Annotated in this window: 23 protein-coding genes and 1 pseudogene; 13 read left to right on the forward strand and 11 right to left on the reverse strand. The window is 68.6% G+C overall.

Annotated elements, in window-relative coordinates; translation table 11 throughout:
• The first annotated feature begins 142 nt into the window (after positions 1-142).
• Positions 143-547: a GNAT family N-acetyltransferase gene (locus JOD52_RS00505; protein WP_204408445.1), complete on the forward strand. Its 405-nt coding sequence runs from the start codon at positions 143-145 to the stop codon at positions 545-547.
• A complete protein-coding gene (locus JOD52_RS00510) occupies positions 544-1,053 on the forward strand; it encodes a mycothiol transferase (protein ID WP_204408446.1) in 510 nt (169 codons plus the stop codon). Before JOD52_RS00505 ends, JOD52_RS00510 begins: the two co-directional genes overlap by 4 nt.
• Positions 1,054-1,164: 111 nt before the next feature.
• On the opposite strand, the gene JOD52_RS00515 is transcribed toward JOD52_RS00510, so the two are convergent.
• Positions 1,165-1,698 (reverse strand): MarR family winged helix-turn-helix transcriptional regulator, encoded by a 534-nt coding sequence (locus tag JOD52_RS00515; protein WP_017824824.1) that lies wholly within the window; start codon positions 1,696-1,698, stop codon positions 1,165-1,167.
• Between the two features lie 183 nt (positions 1,699-1,881).
• On the opposite strand from JOD52_RS00515, the gene JOD52_RS00520 reads away from it, so the two are divergent.
• The 3 genes from JOD52_RS00520 (at position 1,882) to JOD52_RS00530 (ending at position 6,247) form a co-directional block, all read left to right on the forward strand.
• Positions 1,882-4,620, forward strand: a complete 2,739-nt coding sequence (locus tag JOD52_RS00520) for an MMPL family transporter (protein ID WP_204408447.1) — start codon at positions 1,882-1,884, stop codon at positions 4,618-4,620.
• 73 nt (positions 4,621-4,693) lie between these two features.
• Positions 4,694-5,434, forward strand: a complete 741-nt coding sequence (locus JOD52_RS17830) for a DUF4232 domain-containing protein (RefSeq protein ID WP_376983385.1) — start codon at positions 4,694-4,696, stop codon at positions 5,432-5,434.
• Between the two features lie 399 nt (positions 5,435-5,833).
• The gene (locus JOD52_RS00530; RefSeq protein WP_204408449.1) at positions 5,834-6,247 is read left to right on the forward strand and encodes a PIN domain-containing protein; all 414 of its coding nucleotides are present in this window, start codon (positions 5,834-5,836) and stop codon (positions 6,245-6,247) included.
• Positions 6,248-6,286: 39 nt separating this feature from the next.
• Here the strand turns inward: JOD52_RS00530 and JOD52_RS00535 are convergent, their stop codons facing one another.
• The gene (locus JOD52_RS00535) at positions 6,287-6,574 is read right to left on the reverse strand and encodes a hypothetical protein (RefSeq protein ID WP_017824820.1); all 288 of its coding nucleotides are present in this window, start codon (positions 6,572-6,574) and stop codon (positions 6,287-6,289) included.
• Between the two features lie 140 nt (positions 6,575-6,714).
• Here JOD52_RS00535 and dnaB point away from each other — a divergent pair, with 140 nt between their 5' ends.
• Together dnaB and JOD52_RS00545 are read left to right on the forward strand one after the other, a co-directional pair.
• Complete coding sequence (dnaB, locus tag JOD52_RS00540; RefSeq protein ID WP_204408450.1) at positions 6,715-8,091, forward strand: replicative DNA helicase; 1,377 nt, start codon at positions 6,715-6,717, stop codon at positions 8,089-8,091.
• A 131-nt stretch (positions 8,092-8,222) separates the two neighbouring features.
• Positions 8,223-8,798, forward strand: a complete 576-nt coding sequence (locus tag JOD52_RS00545) for a DUF421 domain-containing protein (protein ID WP_204408451.1) — start codon at positions 8,223-8,225, stop codon at positions 8,796-8,798.
• 47 nt (positions 8,799-8,845) lie between these two features.
• Here the strand turns inward: JOD52_RS00545 and JOD52_RS00550 are convergent, their stop codons facing one another.
• The gene (locus tag JOD52_RS00550) at positions 8,846-9,325 is read right to left on the reverse strand and encodes an NUDIX hydrolase (protein ID WP_204408452.1); all 480 of its coding nucleotides are present in this window, start codon (positions 9,323-9,325) and stop codon (positions 8,846-8,848) included.
• Positions 9,325-10,239 (reverse strand): aldehyde dehydrogenase family protein, encoded by a 915-nt coding sequence (locus JOD52_RS00555; RefSeq protein WP_338124029.1) that lies wholly within the window; start codon positions 10,237-10,239, stop codon positions 9,325-9,327. Before JOD52_RS00555 ends, JOD52_RS00550 begins: the two co-directional genes overlap by 1 nt.
• A 114-nt stretch (positions 10,240-10,353) precedes the next feature.
• Between JOD52_RS00555 and istA the strand changes: the two genes are divergently transcribed.
• A complete protein-coding gene (istA, locus tag JOD52_RS00560; RefSeq protein ID WP_204408388.1) occupies positions 10,354-11,916 on the forward strand; it encodes an IS21 family transposase in 1,563 nt (520 codons plus the stop codon).
• Positions 11,913-12,659, forward strand: a complete 747-nt coding sequence (locus tag JOD52_RS00565) for an ATP-binding protein (RefSeq protein ID WP_338124028.1) — start codon at positions 11,913-11,915, stop codon at positions 12,657-12,659. The genes istA and JOD52_RS00565 overlap by 4 nt, the downstream gene beginning before the upstream one ends.
• A 39-nt stretch (positions 12,660-12,698) precedes the next feature.
• Here JOD52_RS00565 and JOD52_RS00570 read toward each other — a convergent pair whose 3' ends face one another.
• Both JOD52_RS00570 and JOD52_RS00575 read right to left on the reverse strand, forming a co-directional pair.
• Positions 12,699-13,298 (reverse strand): aldehyde dehydrogenase family protein, encoded by a 600-nt coding sequence (locus tag JOD52_RS00570; RefSeq protein WP_204408453.1) that lies wholly within the window; start codon positions 13,296-13,298, stop codon positions 12,699-12,701.
• Between the two features lie 41 nt (positions 13,299-13,339).
• Positions 13,340-13,516, reverse strand: a complete 177-nt coding sequence (locus JOD52_RS00575; RefSeq protein ID WP_204408454.1) for a hypothetical protein — start codon at positions 13,514-13,516, stop codon at positions 13,340-13,342.
• Positions 13,517-13,603: 87 nt separating this feature from the next.
• Here JOD52_RS00575 and JOD52_RS00580 point away from each other — a divergent pair, with 87 nt between their 5' ends.
• The 3 genes from JOD52_RS00580 to JOD52_RS00590 all read left to right on the forward strand — a co-directional run bounded on the left by JOD52_RS00580 (position 13,604) and on the right by JOD52_RS00590 (position 14,762).
• On the forward strand, positions 13,604-14,029 hold the full coding sequence (locus JOD52_RS00580) for a DoxX family protein (protein WP_204408455.1): 426 nt from the start codon (positions 13,604-13,606) through the stop codon (positions 14,027-14,029).
• 145 nt (positions 14,030-14,174) lie between these two features.
• The gene (locus JOD52_RS00585; RefSeq protein WP_031307479.1) at positions 14,175-14,369 is read left to right on the forward strand and encodes a CsbD family protein; all 195 of its coding nucleotides are present in this window, start codon (positions 14,175-14,177) and stop codon (positions 14,367-14,369) included.
• Positions 14,370-14,585: 216 nt separating this feature from the next.
• Positions 14,586-14,762: a hypothetical protein gene (locus tag JOD52_RS00590; protein WP_204408456.1), complete on the forward strand. Its 177-nt coding sequence runs from the start codon at positions 14,586-14,588 to the stop codon at positions 14,760-14,762.
• Here the strand turns inward: JOD52_RS00590 and JOD52_RS00595 are convergent, their stop codons facing one another.
• Together JOD52_RS00595 and JOD52_RS00600 are read right to left on the reverse strand one after the other, a co-directional pair.
• Positions 14,763-15,227 carry a hypothetical protein gene (locus JOD52_RS00595; protein ID WP_204408457.1) on the reverse strand — a complete coding sequence of 155 codons (465 nt, stop codon included), beginning with the start codon at positions 15,225-15,227 and terminating at the stop codon, positions 14,763-14,765.
• A 139-nt stretch (positions 15,228-15,366) separates the two neighbouring features.
• Positions 15,367-16,338 (reverse strand): Abi family protein, encoded by a 972-nt coding sequence (locus JOD52_RS00600; RefSeq protein ID WP_204408458.1) that lies wholly within the window; start codon positions 16,336-16,338, stop codon positions 15,367-15,369.
• A 304-nt stretch (positions 16,339-16,642) separates the two neighbouring features.
• Between JOD52_RS00600 and JOD52_RS00605 the strand changes: the two genes are divergently transcribed.
• Positions 16,643-16,801, forward strand: coding sequence for a hypothetical protein (locus JOD52_RS00605; RefSeq protein ID WP_204408459.1), 159 nt, complete (start codon positions 16,643-16,645; stop codon positions 16,799-16,801).
• 560 nt (positions 16,802-17,361) lie between these two features.
• Here the strand turns inward: JOD52_RS00605 and JOD52_RS17835 are convergent.
• The 3 genes and pseudogenes from JOD52_RS17835 to JOD52_RS00620 all read right to left on the reverse strand — a co-directional run.
• Positions 17,362-17,727: pseudogene (locus tag JOD52_RS17835) on the reverse strand (M48 family metalloprotease); the annotation flags it as partial.
• A complete protein-coding gene (locus JOD52_RS00615; protein WP_204408461.1) occupies positions 17,631-17,957 on the reverse strand; it encodes a hypothetical protein in 327 nt (108 codons plus the stop codon). The gene JOD52_RS00615 and the pseudogene JOD52_RS17835, both read right to left, overlap by 97 nt.
• Position 17,958: 1 nt before the next feature.
• Positions 17,959-18,432 (reverse strand): BlaI/MecI/CopY family transcriptional regulator, encoded by a 474-nt coding sequence (locus JOD52_RS00620; protein ID WP_204408462.1) that lies wholly within the window; start codon positions 18,430-18,432, stop codon positions 17,959-17,961.
• Positions 18,433-18,461 lie beyond the last annotated feature (29 nt).

Below are 18,461 nucleotides of genomic sequence, written 5' to 3' on the forward strand. Positions count from 1 at the left end.
CACCTGCCTGCGCTGGGTTCCGGTCCGATCTCCTGCCGGGACGGGCCGTACCCGGTGGGCCTGCCCCTGAGGCGTACCGTAGGGGGCGACGCCACCGATCGTCCGCCCCGGAGGCGGGCCACTCCCTGAGGAGCGCAGCGTGATGACCGACGACGCCGACCAGCCCCACATCGAGCAGGACTACGAGGACCGTGCCGCCCCGCTCACGCGTGATCGGCGCGGCGTCGATGCCCCGGACGGATCCGGTGAGCAGCACGGCCAGGTGCAGGTCCGTGACCGCGCCTCGGCCTCCCGCTACGAGGCCGTGATCGACGGGGAGACCGTGGGGATCCTGCAGTACGAGCGCCTCCGCGACAGCATCGAACTGATCCACACCGCGACCGACCCCGCGCACCGCGGCCATGGCGCCGCCTCGGCCCTCGTGCACGCGGCGTTCGCGCAGGCCCGCCGCGACGGGCTCACGGTGAACCCCATCTGCCCCTTCGTGGAGAGCTGGGTGAACCGGCATCCCGAGGGGGCCGACATCGTGGCAGGTGACGGACGATGAACGCCCTGGAGATCCTGCGCGACGCCGCCACCCGCCCGCGAGATGCCGCCCACCAGCTGGTGGACCGGCTGGATCCCTCGGTGCTCGGCGCCCATCCCGGCGGGCACGACAACTCGGTGGCCTGGCTGCTGTGGCACACCGCCCGCGAGATCGACGCGCAGGTCGCCCACCTCTGGGACCAGGAGCCGGTGTGGACCTCCCAGGGATTCCAGGAGCGGTTCGGCCTGGGGGAGGCCGCCGATGACATCGGCTACGGGCACACCCCGGAGCAGGCACGGTCCATCGTCTGCGACGATGCGGAGCTGCTGCTGGACCACCTGGATGCCGCGACCGACGCGCTGCTGGGCTACCTCGGCACGCTGGAGGAAACTGATCTGGACCAGGTGATCGACTACTCCTACGACCCGCCGGTGACGTGCGGTGCGCGGCTGGTGAGCATCATCGATGACGCCGCCCAGCACGTGGGCCAGGCCGCGTACATCGCGGGGATGCCCCGCCGGGACTGAATAGTGGGGATGCCCCGCCGGGACTGAGGTGCCGGGACCCGGGCGGCCGAGGGGTGGGGATCGGGGCGACCGTGGAGCCTGGACCCGGGCGCCGACCCCAGGGGTCGATCGTCAGCTCTCGTCGTCCAGTGACGCGGCGAGGTCCTCGGCCGTGCGGCGCAGGAAGCGGATCACCACATCGCGCTCGTCGGCCGTGAGATCGAGGGCTGCGCGCATCCGGCTGGACTGCGTGCGCCCCATCGTGTCCATCGCCGCCGTCCGCGTGGCAGTGGTGGCGGTGAGGGTCTGGGCACGACGGTCCGAGGGATGACGGTGGCGCACCACGTGCCCGTCGGTCTCGAGCTTGGCGACCATCTTCGCCACCGCGGCCGTGGAGATCCCCAGGTGCTCGGCCAGGCCGGTGGGGGTGATCAGCGAGCCCTCGTTCTCGGCGACGATCAGGGCATGGATGGCGCGCATGGCGGTGGCGTTGAGCTTCATGTACTCCTGCGAGGCATCACCGATGCGCCGCTCCACCGCGCGCAGTGCGCCCATGGCGCCGAAGAGCTCGCCGATCTGGGCGAGCTCCGCCGCAGACACGGCGTTGCGGTCGAACAGGACCCCATGGGGGTCGTTCGACATCGGGGAGTAGATGTTCTGGTTCACGTCGCTTTCGTCCGAGTTACCTCACAGGAATGCCCCACACGGTAGACCCCGCCCAGGCGACATGGTCTACGATGCGGAAGCCGCTAACTAACTACGTTAACAATCGTGTCGATGGTACCGCACGGGCAGTCGTCCGTGCCGCCACCCCCGCGATCCGGCCTCCAGCCGTGGAAGGTGACCCTCATGCCCGGAACCCACCGAGCTGATCGCTCCCCTGAGAGCTCCGCGAACGACGCCCCCGTTGCAGGGGGCTCCACCGCGACCGCGACGGATGCCCCGGTGACCGGCAAGAACGGTTCCGGCAAGGGCGACTCCGGCAAGAGTGGTTCCGGCAAGAACGGCTCCGGCGGGAACGGCTCCCAGGGCTCCGACAAGGGCAGTTCCAAGCCCCGCGGTAAGGCGCGTCTGGCCCGCATCTTGATCCCAGCGATCCTGACCCTGGTGTGGCTGGCCCTGGCCGGCATCGGCGGCCCCTTCTTCGGCCGCATAGGCGAGGTCTCCTCCAACGACCCCACCACCTACCTGCCCTCCAGCGCGGAGTCCACGGCCGTGCAGGAGGCGCAGTCCGGCTTCTTCGAGAGCGACGAGATCCCCGCGATCGTGGTCGCCGAGAGCTCAGGCGGTGAGGAGCTCACCGAGGAGCAGATCGCCGAGGTGGCCGACGCCGTTGAGTCCACCACCGCCGACGATGCCGCCGTGGGCGAGGCCTCCCCGCCTATCCCCTCCGAGGATGGCCAGGCCCTGCAGGTGTTCGTGCCGATCGACGCCGACGCCGACGCGGTGGAGACCGTCGAGGCGCTGCGCACCAGCCTCAAGGACACCGTGGACGGCGTGGACGTGTACGTCACCGGACCCGCCGGCTTCTCCGCCGACCTCACCGAGGCGTTCTCCGGCATCGACGGCCTGCTGCTGGTCGTGGCCTTCGCCGTGGTGCTGGTGATCCTGCTGATCGTGTACCGCGCGGTGATCCTGCCGCTGCTGGTGCTCACCAGCTCCCTGTTCGCCCTGTGCGTGGCGGTGCTGGTGAACTGGCTGCTGGCCGACGCCGGCCTGTTCCTGCTCAACGGTCAGGTGCAGGGCATCCTGTTCATCCTGGTGATCGGTGCCGCCACCGACTACGGCCTGCTGCTGACCGCCCGCTACCGCGAGGAGCTCGAGCGCAGCCGTGACCACGTCACCGCGCTGAAGTCCGCCTGGAAGGGGTCGATCGAGCCGATCATCGCCTCCGGCGGCACCGTGATCGCGGGCCTGCTGTGCCTGCTGCTGAGCGACCTGGAGTCCAACCGTGCCCTGGGCCCGGTGGCCTCAGTGGGCATCCTGTGCGCCATCCTCGCTGCCCTCACCCTGCTGCCCAGCCTGCTGGCCCTGTTCGGCCGTGTCGCCTACTGGCCTCGCGTGCCCCGCTACGCCGGTGAGGACGCCGAGGGCACCGAGGATGCTGAGGGTGTCACCGGTGTGGCCCGCGCCGACCAGACCCTGGACCAGGTCGTCAAGGGCCACGGCGTGTACGGCCGCATCGGCAAGTACACCGTGGGCCACCCCCGCCGCATCTGGGTGGGTGTGACTCTGCTGCTGATCCTGGGCGCGGCGTTCTTCCCCACCCTGAAGGCCGAGGGCGTTGCCCAGAGCGACCTGATCCTCACCGCCTCCGACGCCCGCGACGGACAGAACGTGCTGGCCGAGCACTTCCCCGGCGGCTCCGGCACCCCCGCATACATCCTGGCCCCCGAAGCCGACGCGGCCGAGGCCGCCCAGACCGCCGCGGACCTGGACGGCGTGGAGTCCGTGTCGCTGACCGCCAACGACGACCCTGCCGGTCAGCTGGCCTTCCAGGACGGCGAGTTCGTCGGCTCCATCCCGGATCCGAACGCTCCGGTGGCCGAGCCGACCGTGTCCGAGGGCAAGGTGCTGCTGCAGGCCACCCTCACCGATCCCTACGACTCCGCTGCCGCCCAGGACACCGTGCGCGAACTGCGCGCGGCCTACGGCGACGACGTGCTGGTGGGTGGCGACACCGCCACCGACGTCGACACCAACGACGCCTCCATCCACGACCGCAACCTGATCATCCCGATCGTGCTGATCGTGATCACGCTGATCCTGATCGCACTGATGCGCGCGATCGTGGCGGCGCTGATGCTGGTGGTCACCACGGTGCTGAGCTTCGCGGCCGCGATGGGTGTGGCGGCGCTGGTGTTCAACCACGTGCTGGACCTGCCCGGGGCCGATCCGGCCGTGCCGCTGTACGGCTTCGTGTTCCTGGTGGCACTGGGCATCGACTACAACATCTTCCTCATGACCCGCGTGAGGGAGGAGAGCGAACGCCACGGCACCCGTGAGGGCATCATCCGCGGCGTGGCCCTCACCGGTGGCGTGATCACCTCGGCCGGCATCGTGCTGGCCGCCACCTTCGCGGCGCTGGTGGTGATCCCGATCCTGTTCCTGCTGCAGCTGGCGTTCATCGTGGCGTTCGGCGTGCTGGTGGACACCTTCCTGGTGCGCACCCTGCAGGTGCCGGGCATCGGCACCGAGCTGGGCCGTCACCTGTGGTGGCCCCGCAAGCTCGCTGCCGACGGCCACGGCGGCACCGCCGCGGCCTCCAAGGTGGTCGAGAGCCACGGGCCGGAGACTGACGAGGCGGAGGCCGAGACCGACGGTGCCGTGGATGACCGGGACGAGACCGAGACCGACGGTGCCGTGGAGCGCGGGGCCGAGACCGAGACCGGCGGTGCCGTGGAGCGCCGGGACGAGGGCGTGGCCGAGGCCGCCGGTGCCGTGGAGCGCCGGGCCGAGACCGACGCCGCCCCCGCTGCAGCGTCGGACCAGACGGAGGAGGAGCCTCCCCACGGCTCTCCCGAGGCCATCGAGAAGGCAGCCGAGGAGCTCGGCACCGGCCACGGTCGTCGCCGCAAGGACGGCTGACCCACCTGCCCACCGGCTGAGCGGCGAGCGTGGCCATCCCTCCGCGCCTGCGAACTCGGTGTCCGCTCCACACATGAGGACGCGGCGCTATGGACGATCCGTAGCGCCGCGTCCTCATGCATCGGCGAGTATCGGGTCCGCCCCCCGCACTCGAACCCCGCGATCCCCCGCGCCCTCCACTGGAAACCCGAACCCCGAACCCCGAACCCCGAACCCCGAACCCCGAACCTACGGTGCCGAAGCTCAGATCTTTGTCGCTTTCGAGGTCGAATTCCGACAAACATCTGTGCCTGGGCGGGGTCCCGCTGGCGGTCGGGGTCGCCCTGGCGGTCGGGGTCGCCCTGGTGGGCGGGGCGCGCAGGGCGGGGCCGGCCGGCACCCTCCCCTCAGCATCGGTGGATGGGACGGCGTCACCGGCAACTCCTACGCCGTCCTCCGGGCCCACAGCGTCGCGACGGAGCCGTGCGCCCTTCGGGGCCGACCCGAACTCGTGATCACCCAAGGTGGCGACCCCATCGACCTGCGGCACGAACCGCTCGCAGGGGAGGAACACCTCCAGGACCCTGCGCTCGGTGCCGTCCTCGAGCCGGGTGCGACGGCACACGCTGCGCTCTTCTGGCCGGGGTATCGCGCAGCTGCTGATCAGGAGACGCCGCAGTCGGCCGAGGTGATCCTGGCCGAAGGCGCCGAACCGGTCCCGGTGCTCCTCGAGACGACCCCGGGGCACGGCATCGATCCTGCGCCCTTCGACCTCAAGGACGGGGTGAACGGCGGGGCTGAGATCCAGGTGGGAGTGTGGGTGTCGGAAGGATGATCGCGGAACAGGATCGGTTCCTCACTCCGTGACTGGTGCCAGCCCTCGTGATGCCATCTCTCACGTGCATCACGGGGTGTTGCACCGAACTGTTTCGGAGATACACTCGCGTATGCCCACGACGCGACCCCGCCACATCATCACGGAGACGGACTCGATCGCGGCCGCGCTCGACGCTGGACAGCGTCGATGGCCCGACCTCAGTCGAGGGAAGGTTGCCGCGAAGCTCGTCGAGGAGGCCGCGCGGTCACTCGAGGAAGAGGGAGCAGAGAGGGCGCGGCGTCGGCGTGAGGCGTTGCGAAACCCTCCGCCTCAAGCTGGCGAATGGTACCCATCCGGGTACCTCCAAGAGTTGCGTGGGGATTGGCCGGAATGATGCCGCACAGGGAGAGTCGAGTGGTGGTACTCGACGCGAGTGCGCTGATCGCCGTGCAGAACCCGTCAGATCGTTTCCACGACTCAGCACTCACGGTTCTCGATGAACTCTCGGACTGCGAGTGGCTGATCCATCCGCTCACGCACATCGAGCTCCTGGTGGGCCCTGCTCGCGCCGGCGGGGCAGAAGCCCTGCGGGAGGCGCACTCCTGGTTCGAGAGATTCGGACTTCAGGTTTCTGGGGACGTCGAAGCGATCGACCTTCGGGCACCGGAGGCACGGGAGCACCTTGCTGTGCTGAGGGCTGTCACGCTGTTGAAGCTCCCTGATGTGGCAGTGCTTCACCTGGCCTTGGCGCGAAATGCCACGCTCGTGACGGGTGATCGCCGCCTCGCCGGCGCCGCACGGGACCACCGTCTGGACGTCGAGGAGCTGTAGAACGGCATCCGGCGGTCAGCGCAGGTCGCGCGGCCGAGTTCAGCGGCGCTCAACCGCGTGGTGCCGAGCTTTCCGCGGACGATCCTGTGCGCGATCCCGCCGCCCCTGCACCAGGTCCACCAGCGCCCAGATCAGCAGCACGCCCACCACGCCCAGCAGCACCCATTCCTCGGCGATGCCGGCGATCAGCGCGGTGACCAGCAGCAGCACCAGGTGCGCGATCTCGAGCACCCGGCGGGAGATGCCCAGCAGCTTCCCGGCCCAGCGGGTGCGCAGCAGGCGCATCACCAGCAGGGCGACGATCAGGCCGAGGACCAGGTATCTCACGCGGCAGCTCCAGGGTGGGGGACCTGTCCACCCTACGGGCCCGAGTGGCCCCGGGCCGTTCCAGGACAGGGGACAGTGGCGATCGTCCCTGTCGGTCCCCGTCGGCCTCGAATGTCGGCCGGGCTTCCTACACTGGTCCGGTGACATCGACTGAGGCCTTCGAAGCTGGACCCGACCGCGGGCTGGAGCGCACCCCGCCCCAGGATCTCGCCGCCGAGCGCGGCGTGCTGGGCGGCATGATGCTGTCCAAGGACGCCATCGCCGACGTGGTGGAGAAGGTGCGCGGCATCGACTTCTACCGCCCCGCGCACGAGCTGATCTTCGAGGCCATCGTGGATCTGTACGGCCGCGGCGAACCGGCCGACCTGGTCACCGTCTCCGATGAGCTCACCAAGCGCGGCGAGCTGCAGCGGGTGGGCGGCGGCGCCTACCTGGCCGACCTCATCGACATGGTCACCACCGCCGCCAACGCCGGCTTCTATGCCGACATCGTGGTGGAGCGGGCCACCCTGCGCCGCCTGGTGGAGGCCGGCACCCGCATCGTCCAGCTCGGCTACGCCGCTGACGGTGGCGAGATCGAGGAGGTCATCAACGAGGCCCAGGCCCAGGTGTACGCGGTCACCGAGCGTGGCCAGTCCGAGGACTTCGTGGCCCTGGGCGAGGTCATCCCCGGCACCCTGGACACCATCGAGGCCACCCAGAACCGTGGCGGCCAGGTCACCGGCATCCCCACCGGGTTCAAGGAGTTCGACGAGCTCACCCAGGGCCTGCACTCCGGGCAGATGATCATCTTCGCCGGCCGCCCCGCGATGGGTAAGACCACTCTCGGCATGGACGTGCTGCGCTCCGCCTCGATCCACAACGGCCAGGCCAGCGTGATCTTCTCGCTGGAGATGGACAAGACCGAGATCACCATGCGTCTGCTCTCGGCCGAGTCGCAGGTGCCGATGAACCGCATGCGCGACGGCTCCATGGACGACCGCGACTGGCAGGCGATGGCCCGGGCGATGAACCGCATCACCGATGCCCCGCTGTTCATGGACGACAGCGCCAACATGTCGCTGATGGAGATCCGCGCGAAGTGCCGCCGGCTCAAGCAGAAGCACGATCTGAAGCTCGTGGTCATCGACTACCTGCAGCTGATGAGCTCCGGCAAGCGCGTGGAGTCCCGCCAGCAGGAGGTCTCGGAGTTCTCCCGTGCACTGAAGCTGCTGGCCAAGGAGCTGGAGGTGCCGGTGATCGCCATCTCGCAGCTGAACCGTGGCAACGAGCAGCGCCAGGACAAGACCCCGATGATGAGCGACCTGCGCGAGTCCGGCTCCATCGAGCAGGACGCCGATCTCATCGTGCTGATCCACCGCGAGGACTACTACGAGAAGGAGTCCCAGCGCGCCGGTGAGGCCGACCTGATCGTGGCCAAGCACCGCAACGGCGCCACCGCCACCATCCCCGTCGCGTTCCAGGGCCAGTACTCGCGGTTCAAGGACATGGCCAACATGGGCGGCTTCGGCGGCTGATCGGATCGAACTGATCGAAAGTCCTGCAGCGGTGCCCCACACTGATCGCTGCAAGTCGCCGCGGTGGCCCGTCGGGAGGCCGCCGCGGTGCGTGTCCCGTCGCGCCGCGGCCGGGCCCCGATAATCGAAGCATGCTGCCTCCTGACGACATGCACCCCCTGTGGTTCCAGATCGGCGTCGACGGCTGGGGAGCCCTGGGCGTCTTCATCTCCACCACCGTGCTGTACTTCGTGTACACGCTGGTGATGCAGCTGCTGGGGCCGCGGCTGATGTCGGCCCCCTCGGTGCTGAGCTTCACCCTGGTGGCGCTGTTCGGGGCGATCGCGGCTCGCGCCATGCTGGGCAACTCGCCCACCCTGGTGGGGGCCTTGATCGCGATCGGCACCCTGATGGTGCTCGAGTCGCTGATGGGCCGGATCCATGAGGGGGCCTCGAAGGTGCTGCACCTGAAGGGACCGCAGCCGACGGTGGTGATGGTGAACGGTCAGGTGATCGCTGCGCACCTGAAGCGCCGCCACCTCCAGCCCGAGCACTTGATGGCCATGTTGCGCCGAGCCGGGATCCACCGCGTGGAGGACGCTGAGCTGGTGATCCTGGAGAACCGCGGCAGCCTCACCATCGTGCGGGCCGGCGAGAAGATCGACGCCGCGCTGCTGGCCGATGTGGACGGCCGCCGCCTGGTGCCCGAGGCGCTGATCGGAGACTGACGCCTGCCGGGATCGAGGACGGATTCCCTGACCGGCCGAGTGTGCCCTCACCCCTCCCGCAGGTGCGCCTCCAGTTTCTCCCGGTGCCCGTCGTGCAGATCCTCGGGCAGGGTGTCGATGGTGGCCAGGCGGTGGTCCGACACCTCGACGGATTCGTGCTCGTTGCGAGAGGGCAGGTCCCGCACGGTGCCCTCGAGCAGGATCTCCACCCGCATCCGGTGGCCGGCGCTCATGTCCAGCACCCGGATGTCCTCCACCACGCCGCCGCCGATCTCCTCGTGCAGCTCACGGGTGACGCATTCGGCCAGGGACTCGTTCGGCTCGAGGTACCCGGAGGGCATGCCCCACTGCTGTCCCTTCGGCCAGAACGTGTTCCGCACCAGCAGGAACTCATCGTCCTCGGTTCTCAGCAGCGCGCACACCGCCACCAGGAAGGTGGGCTGGGTCAGGTGCAGCAGCCGCCACTGCACCCAGGGCATGGAGCGCCAGATGCGGGGAAGCAGGCCGCGGGCCCGTGGGATGAGCATCAGGCAGCCCACACGGTGGTGAGGTTGCAGAACTCGCGGATCCCCGCCGCGGACAGCTCACGGCCGTAGCCGGAGCGCTTGATCCCCCCGAAGGGCAGTGCCGGGTTCGAGACCGTCATCCCGTTGACGAACACCCCGCCGGCCTGGACCTCCTGCACGAAGTACTCCTGCTCCTGGGCATCGGTGGTCCACACGGAGGAGGACAAGCCGAAGCTGGTCGCGTTCGCCACCCGCACCGCCTCCTGGGCATCGGCCACCTTGTACAGCGCCGCGACCGGACCGAAGGTCTCCTCGCGCGTCATACGGGCCCGTTCGGGCAGATCGGCGATCACCGTCGGCGGGTAGTAGAACCCCTCGCCGGGCAGGTCCGCGACTGCATCCGGGCCTCCCACCAGCACCGAGGCTCCCGTGGCGACGGCGTCGTCCACCAGCTCCGCGAGATCGTCCACCCCGCCCTGGCTGGCCAGCGGCCCCACGTCCACCTGCGCATCCAGCGGGTCGCCCACCCGCAGCTGTCGCACCTTCTCCGTGAAGCGCTCGGCGAACTGCTCGTACACGTCGGCGTGGATGATGAACCGCTTGGCTGCGATGCAGGACTGGCCGTTGTTCATCATCCGTGCATCCACGGCGGTGTCCACGGCGGCGTCCAGATCCGCGCTGGGCATCACGATGAACGGGTCCGAACCGCCCAGCTCCAGCACCGTCGTCTTGATCTCCTCACCGGCGGTCGCGGCGACGGCCTGACCGGCGGGCTCGGACCCGGTGAGCGTCACGGCCTTCACCCGCGCATCGCGGATCACCGCATCGACCTGCGTCGACCCGATCAGCAGGGTGCGGAACACGCCGGCCGGGAACCCTCCGCGTTCTGAATATTCGCCTCGCTGGGGTCCGCTGATCGAGGGTTCGGGTGCCACGTCGCTGCCGTAGCGGTGGCGTCGTTCGGGACCACCAGTGGTGTCGTTGGGGCCGCTCTGTCTACGCTCCTTCCGCCGTGTGTATAGGGCACGCGGCGGAAGGAGCAATCTGGAATGGTACGGAAGATCAGGGCGAAGCTGGTGCTCCAGCTGCGCGCAGAAGGTCTGTCGGGGCGAGCGATTTCGTCCTCGCAGGGCATGTCCCGCAAGTCCGTGAGGGCGGTGTTCGAGGCCGCTGACGCTGCAGGGATCGGGTGGGGCGATATCGCGGACGTCGCCGATGAGCAGGTGTATGCCCGGTTGTTCCCGGGCCGGGGCGAGCACGAGAGCGTGTTCGCACAGCCGGACTGGGAACAGGTCCATCGAGAGATGGCCAGGGTCGGCGTGACGCTGAAGCTGTTGCACGGCGAGTACTTCGACGCGACCACGGCGGCTGGGGATCCGGCGATGGGGTATGACCGGTTTTGCCGCACCTACCAGCACCACGTCATGGTCACCGGTGCCGCTTCGAGAGTCGGTCACAAGGCCGGCCAGAGCGTGGAGGTCGACTGGTCCGGCCCCACGATGGAGCTGGCCGATCCGGTCACCGGCGAGGTCTCGAAGGTGTTCTTGTTCGTTGCCTGCCTGCCTTTTTCTCGTTACGCGTTCTGCTTCCCGGCGCTGGATATGCGCCAGGAGTCCTGGCTGCGAGCGCACGTAGCGATGTTCGAGGCGCTGGGCGGGACGGTCCCGAGGATCGTTCCGGACAACCTCAAGACCGGTGTGGTGAAGCACCCCCGCGAGGGCGAGATCGTCCTGAACGATGCGTATCGCGAGATGGCAGCGCATTACTCGGCGGCGGTGCTCCCGGGGAGGGTGCGGAAACCGAAAGACAAGGCGAGCGTGGAGAACACCGTCGCGCACGTCGCGACCTGGGTCATCGCCGGGCTGCGGGATCAGCGATTCACGTCCCTGCCCGAACTTGCAGCCGCCATCGGGCAGCGGATGGAGGCCTATAACGCGGAGCCGTTCCAGAAGCGGCCCGGATCCCGCGCCAGCGTGTTCGACGCGGAGGAGCGGCCGCTGCTGACGCCGCTGCCGGCGGTGCCCTACGAGATCTCGACATGGCACTACGGACGACGAGTGGGCAGGAACGGGCACGTCACGTTCGCGCGGAACTTCTACTCCGCGCCGTTCGCGCACATCGGCGCGAAGGTCGATCTGCGCATCACGGCCCGGACGCTGGAGATCTATCAGGGCAGCCAGCGACTGACCAGTCACCTGCTGCTCCCGGAGACCGCGAGCAATGAGTACCGCACCAACGACGCGGACCTACCTGCGGGCGAGCGTTTCCAGGCCTGGGACGCGCAGAGGGTGCGGGCGTGGGCAGATCGGGTCGGGCCGGCCACGGTGATCGTGATCCAGCGGATCTTCGAGTCCGTGCCGATCGTGGAACAGGGCCTGGATCCCGCGTTGGCGGTGCTACGGCTCTCTCGCCGCTTCTCCGTAGATCGGGTCGAGGCGGCCTGCGCACTCGCGCTGACGGGACGGGTCCGTTCACCGCGCTATGCGCATCTGCACCCGATCTTGGCCACCGGGCAGGACAAGGTCGCCGCCCTGCGTCCACCCCGCGAGGAACCCGCGGAAGACGGCGGATACGTCCGTGGCGCCGACTACTACGCCGGAGGTGTCCGGTGAGCGTGATCGATAACGACACGAAGCGGAAGCTGCGCGAGATGGGCGCGACCGCGCTGCTGGACGCGATCGATGCCCAGGATGAGGCTCACGTGCTGGGGATGTCGTTCCAGGAACGGCTCCAGCTGATCGTGGACGAGGCGCATTCCATCTTCAATCATGGAAAGGTCGAGGGTCTGATCCGCCGGGCGGGGCTGCGTTATCCCGGAGCGGACCTGCGGCGGCTGGATCTGGTCGAGGAACGGGGACTGAACCGGAACGTGATCGCGCAACTGGCAACCTGCTCCTTCATCCAGCGGCAACAGAACGTGGTCTTCCAGGGCTTCACCGGCTCAGGGAAGTCCTACCTCGGCTGCGCGCTGGCGAAGCAGGCCTGCCAGCACCGGCTCCGAGCCCACTACATCCGAATGCCCGACCTCGAAGAGGCCTGGGCCCTGGCAAAGGACAAGCCGCAGGGCCAGACGAAGTTCCTGCGGAAGTACTCCACGTTCTCGCTGCTGGTGATCGACGAGTGGCTGCTGGACCATCCTGACGAGGGAATGCGTTCGATGCTGCTGGAACTGCTCGAGCGCCGCTATGACACCGGCTCGACCGTGTTCTGCACCCAGTACCCGAAGAAGGACTGGCACGCCCGGCTCGGTGGAGCAGTCCACGCCGATGCGATCATGGACCGCATCGTGCACAACACAATCTGGATCGACACCGGCGACAGGAACATGCGAGAACACACCGCACTGCCCCAGTGACCCGATGCCGGCGGGAGCCAGTGGTCCCCACCGCGGCGGCTACTGGCCCCCGTCGGCACGATCGGCGGTCCCCAAGAGCAAGATTCGGTGGCTCCCACGACTACGAATACTCAGTTCGAACAGCTCGTCGAGGTACAGGGCCGTCTGCGGCACGTTAGAGGCGTGCTTGAGCACCCCGGTGTTGCCCGTCATCAGCGCCGGTGCCGCGAAGCGGATCACCTGCCACACAGGGAAGTTCCACGGCATCACCGCCAGCACCAGCCCCAGCGGCCGGTACCGCGCATAGGCCCGTGAGGCGCCGACGGCCGACGGGTCCTCCAGCACCTCGTCCGCCAAAAACCCCTCGGCGTGCTCGGCGTAGAACCGCAGTGCGTTCGCGGACTTGGTGATCTCGGCGCGGGACTGCTCGATGGGCTTGCCCATCTCCACCGTGACGATGCGGGCCAGCTCGTCCACGTCGCCCTCCAGCACATCCGCGGTGGCGCGGGCCCACTGGGCGCGCTGGGCGAAGCTGGTGGCGCGCAGCTTCTCGTGGGCGGCGTGTGCCTGGGCGATGCGGCGCTCCACCTCGGCCTCGTCGTGGGCGGTGAACGTCTTCTCGGTGGCCCCGGTGGCGGGGTTGACGGTGGCAATGGCCATGATGTGCTCCTTCGACGACGTGGATGGGTGAGTGCTCGGGGTCAGGCCTGTGGTGGCCCGGAGGTGGACCGGGTCGCGCGGTCGTGCAGGTCGATCAGGCGCTGCGCGTTCTCCTCGGAGACGAAGGAGGACCCGTTGATCGTCATGCCCCAGGTGGCCCCGCCGCGGAAGGTGAGCGTCCCGCGGTGTGGGGCCCAGTGCGGGGGGATCGGCTTCATGCCTCGACGGTACTAGCCGGGCGGCCGGGCCGCCCGGGCCGACCGGGCGTTCCGGGGACGTGCAGTCCTTAGCCGTACGCTGAGCCGATGAGATCCCTTCTGCGCCGCGTACCTGCCACCACCTCCCAGAACCTGACCCGGATCGGGCTGGGAGCGTTCATGACCTTCGCGGGGGTCTCCCACCTGACCTTCGCCCGGGACGAGTTCCGCGCCCAGGTCCCCTCCTGGCAGCCCTTCCCCGAGGACATCGTGGTGCTGGGATCCGGTGTCGTCGAGGTCGCCCTGGGAGCGTCCTTGACCGCACTGCCGCGCTATCGGCGGCTCACGGGGGTCGCGCTGGCCGCGTTCTACGTCGCGGTGTTCCCCGGCAACGTCTCGCAGTACCTGGAGGGGGTGGACGCCTTCGGATTGGACACCGACGCCAAGCGGCTGGCCCGCCTGTTCGGCCAACCGCTGCTCATCGCGGCCGCATTGTGGGGTGCCGGGATCCCGCAGCGGCGCTCGCGCGACTGAGAGGCAACGCAGCCCCGTGCTGCTTCCCCGGTCTTTCGGAAGACTGGATGCGCATGTCAGGCCGGTGCGCTAGGTTCTCCCCACCGCCACGGGGCACCCGCACCGTGGCTGCCCCGCGGGGCACGACCCGACGAAGGGAATGCACATGAACCTCGGCGACAAGATCAAGAACAAGGCCCAGGAGGCCTCGGGCAAGACCAAGGCAGGCGTCGGTGACGCCACCGACAACCACTCCCTCGAGGCCGAGGGCCGTGGCGACCAGGCCGAGGCGAACACCCGCCAGGCCGGCGAGAACGTCAAGGACGCCGCCAAGAACCTGAAGGACGGCTTCTCGAAGTGACCCGGCCGCAGCCGGCCCGCTGCTGAACCACAGATCCGCGGGCAGACACAAGCGCAGCACCTCGACGGCGCGCATCGCTCTCACGAGCGGTGCGCGCCGTTGTCATGGGCGCAGTCCCACCCACTGCCGCCCGGCCCTGCTCCGGCGGCATCAAAGTGCCGCCGCCCCAGCTCGCTGCTAGCACCTTCGTGCTGTTCCCCCGGTCACCCATTGGAGTTGTCGGCGCTGCTTGCCACTGACTGGATGATGCCGGTTGCCCACGGCATCACCTATGAGGAACGCCGTGACGAGAGCCCACTGCTGGCGTCCCGGTCGGGGCTGAGCATCGGGGAGGATGCGCTGGAGCAGGTCGCAGTGAAGATAGCCAACGCGGTGCGGCCAGAGGCGAACTGATCAGCCGCTCTCGATCCAGCGCCTGACGGCTTCACCGCCATCGGCGTAGAGCACCTCGTTGCCCTTCCGGCGCGCGTTCTGCATGACCTGCGTCGCCTCCCGGAGTGAGTCCAGGTTGTAGTAGTTGCGGACGTAGCTAAGGTCGTCAGTGCGACGACGATGCAACCCGTGCAGTACCGGGAAGGCATGCAGAACGTCGTTGCGGACATCTAACGCCTCCTCGGCAAGGGTGATGAAGTTATCGATCCCCTCCACGGCGGGAGGTGACTTCCGCAACCTCCCCAGCAACCTGCCCAGAGGGTCCTTGTACAGGTCCTCGGCCTGGAATCCTGAGTGAACCCGCAAGAGATCGAAGGCAATGCCGGACAGCCCGGCAGCCGCGTAGGTAGCCCTGCCGAGTTCAAGCAGCCAGTCAGTGTGCTGAGGGTGCCGTGAGTCTCCGGGGTACTCCGCGTCGATGCTCATGCGTCCATTCTCGCCGAGGTGTCCACCGGTCTCTGCTGGGCCTCTCCGGACCATCAGCGACTGCCGACCCACGCCTCCTCCAGTAGCAAGCTCGCGACGGCGTATAGACGACGGTCGAGCAGCGGACTTGTGGAGGGGGTCAGTGGATGCTCCACAATGCCTCGGTCAACCAACCATCTACGAAGCCCATCGTGTTCTCAGGCGTCCATCCGAGAACCGAGGGGAACTTGCCCATGGTCGTCCGCAGATCGCTGGCGAAGCGCGAGTCCGGGTCGACATGCCGTAGCAAGTAGGCCAAGACTGCCGCCAGGAAGTAGACCTTGTTGGTGTCGGCAGACACTAGGTGATGCAGTTCCTGTTCCACCATGCGCCTGTTGATCTTGTCCGGGGGGTAAACGGTGCTTCTGTTCCAGATGCGCGCGTTGTGAGCGCAGTGGTTGCGGAGCACGTTCAGCGCCTTCAGCCAGCCGAACAACACCTGCGGATTCTTGACGCCGACCTCCTCCGCGATGCGTCGCGCATCCTTGGGTTGCATCATCCGGTAGAGGCCGATCAGGCAACCCATCGTCATGAACTCGGTTGCAGCCCACACAGGCACATCACCGTCGTACTTGGTAGCGAAGTGGACCATGTAATCCTCACGGCCTGCCTTGCGCTGCAAGGAGTCGTACTCGCTGCGCCAGGTGTCGTACTTCGTCCCCGCATGGTCGGGTCCGCGCGACGCTGCATTGCATCGCTGGGGGTCAAGGCCGCTACGGTCCAGATGGGCAAGGGGCCCGTGCTTCCCCAGGTGGTAGCCCACCTTGGTGCGGAGCGCGATCTCCAGTGACTGGATGGCGGGCAGCAACGTGCGCCGAAGCCGGTGGTCGAAGTCATGCAATGTCACGGCATCCGACAGACAAGCGCCCCCCACGAAGACGTCCGAACGGTGCACCGTGCCAGCATCGTCGGTGGTGAACGCCCGCATCGGGTAGGTGTAAGCCGATAGACGGTAGTAGCCGATCCGCTTCAGAACCCGTACCGCGTCGCCTTCACGGCCAACGTCCAACCCCCGAGAGGCCAGGAGGCGAACCTGCTGGTCGTAAGGCAGGTGGGGCTTGGAGTAGCGCATCACCCTATAGTGCCAAAGGAAAACCGGCCCATGCACGACAGGTGGCGCGAGGCCGGTTGCCGAGAGAGGAGCCGGTGTTTATGCCCCCATGGTAGCCGCTGGGACCGACCTCGCGTCAATGCCCCGCGGCAAGATCCGCGCAGGTCTCCTGATTTCTGTGCCTTCACCACAAACGGCCCGCCCGTGATCTGCGAGGCAGGGCGCAGCCTGTACGGTTCCGTGAATCTACCGCGTACGTCCCCTCGCCTGAGGGGCGGCGTAGCCCCCACAGCGCAACCGCGACTCCGCCAGCCAGATCGGCCACGTGGTGCTGTTCGACGGCTGGGCCGACGAGACCCGCACCACCTACCGGGTGCTCGAGCAGGCCTACAGCGCCGGCGGTACTGCGGCCCGCACCATCGCCTACCCCTACGCGGACCTGCCGGAGTACCACCCGTTCCGGTACGACAGGATCCTGGACTGACATCCGGCCGGGCTGTCCCGGACTGGGCTGCCCGGCCCGGGTTGCCCCGTCCTGGGCTGCCCCGGCCCGGTGCCCCTGCGGCCTGCAGTCGGGTCAGCAGGTGGGTCAGATCAGCAGGCAGCCGTCGGCGATGATGTGCACGTAGGGCATGGTGGCCAGCAGCAGGATCCCGATCTGCGCCGCCACCAGCAGCAGGGGCATAAGGAGCGGGCGCGGGCCAGAGCGGGGAGACCTATGCGGGGTCGGCCGGTGCTCCGGTGCCGGATCGGATGAGCCTGCGGGACCGGCCAAGGAGACGGGCCCAGCAGTCGGTGCAACCGGGGGCCCACCGCCGTGGTGGCCGCGGCGAGGGGCCTCTGACCGGCCATGGCCGCACGGGGCTCCCGGATGCCCACCAGGGACAACAGGGCGTCGAAGAGCGCCGCGTCACTCACCTCGCGGCGGGCAGGGTCGTCGGCATCCATCTCCACCAGGGCCGAGACCTCGTGCACCCCGTGCCGCACCAGCGGAACCCAGCCCACCAGGGCGCAGAACACCCGCAGCAGGCCGCCCACCCAGTGGTGATGCCGATCCAGGTGCGCCTGCTCGTGCGCGAGCACTGCGGTCAGCGTGCGCCCGTCCAGCAGTTCCAGCGCCCGTCGGGACAGCACGATCGCCCCGCCCCTCACAGGTGTGGAGTACACGACCACCTGGTCGCTGGGCACGACCCACACATGATGACCCAGGTCCGAGCGGAGACCCGCCGTACGCAGCACCTCCACGTGCCGATGAGCGCTGCGGGACGCGCTGACGATCGCCGCCCCCAGGGCCGCGATGAACCAGATCCCGATCAGGATCGGCACGAACAGGACGAAGAACGGGGGAACACATCCGTGGGGGTGGTCCAGGGGCCCAGCGGGTTGGCGCCCCGGACGCAGGCACGGCACACCATGCCTGCCTTGCCGGGCAGGCAGTGGCCGGAGAGGTTCCAGGCCAGGATCGGCCCGAGGGAGAGTGCTGCGAGGGTCCAGGTGACCAGCAGGGTGGTCCAGATCGTGATGCCCAGGGCGGGGCGACGCGCGAACCGCGGCGCGGCGGGCGTCAGCAGGCGTGCGCCCCGCGCTCCGATCGCGATGACCAGGGTGAGCAGCGCTCCGAACAGTGCGAGTGTGGCCATGTCACGGCGCGGGGTCAGGCGAGCCGTGGTGCGGGGACGAGGGCGACCCTGGCGCGCCCGCAGCGGGGGAGTCAGGGTGGCGGCCGCCGGTGCGCTCGACCAGCTCACGCAGCGCTTCCACGTCCGACTCGTCCATCCCGGTGACGAAGTGGAGGATGCTGGCGCGCCGGTCCCGGCTGTAGGACAGTGCCTCGTTCATCAGGGCCGCGGAGTACTCGTCACGACCGATGATCGCCCGGTACTGGACCGGCCGACCGCGGGAGGTGCGCTCGATCACGCCCTTCTTCTCCAGGTTCGTGAGCACCGTGGAGATGGTGGTGTAGGCCAGGCCCCGATCGCTCAGGCTCTCGTGCACATCCCGCACGCCGATGATGCCGTCGGACCCGGTGTCGCTGCTGCGGGACCAGACCACCTCGAGGGCGTCGCGCTCTAGCGGACCAAGGGTGGGCACGGAGCGACCGGGCGGACGGGACATGGCGCTCATCCTAGGAGTCCGAGAGGCCG

The organism is Brachybacterium muris (assembly GCF_016907455.1).
Lineage (GTDB): Bacteria > Actinomycetota > Actinomycetes > Actinomycetales > Dermabacteraceae > Brachybacterium > Brachybacterium muris.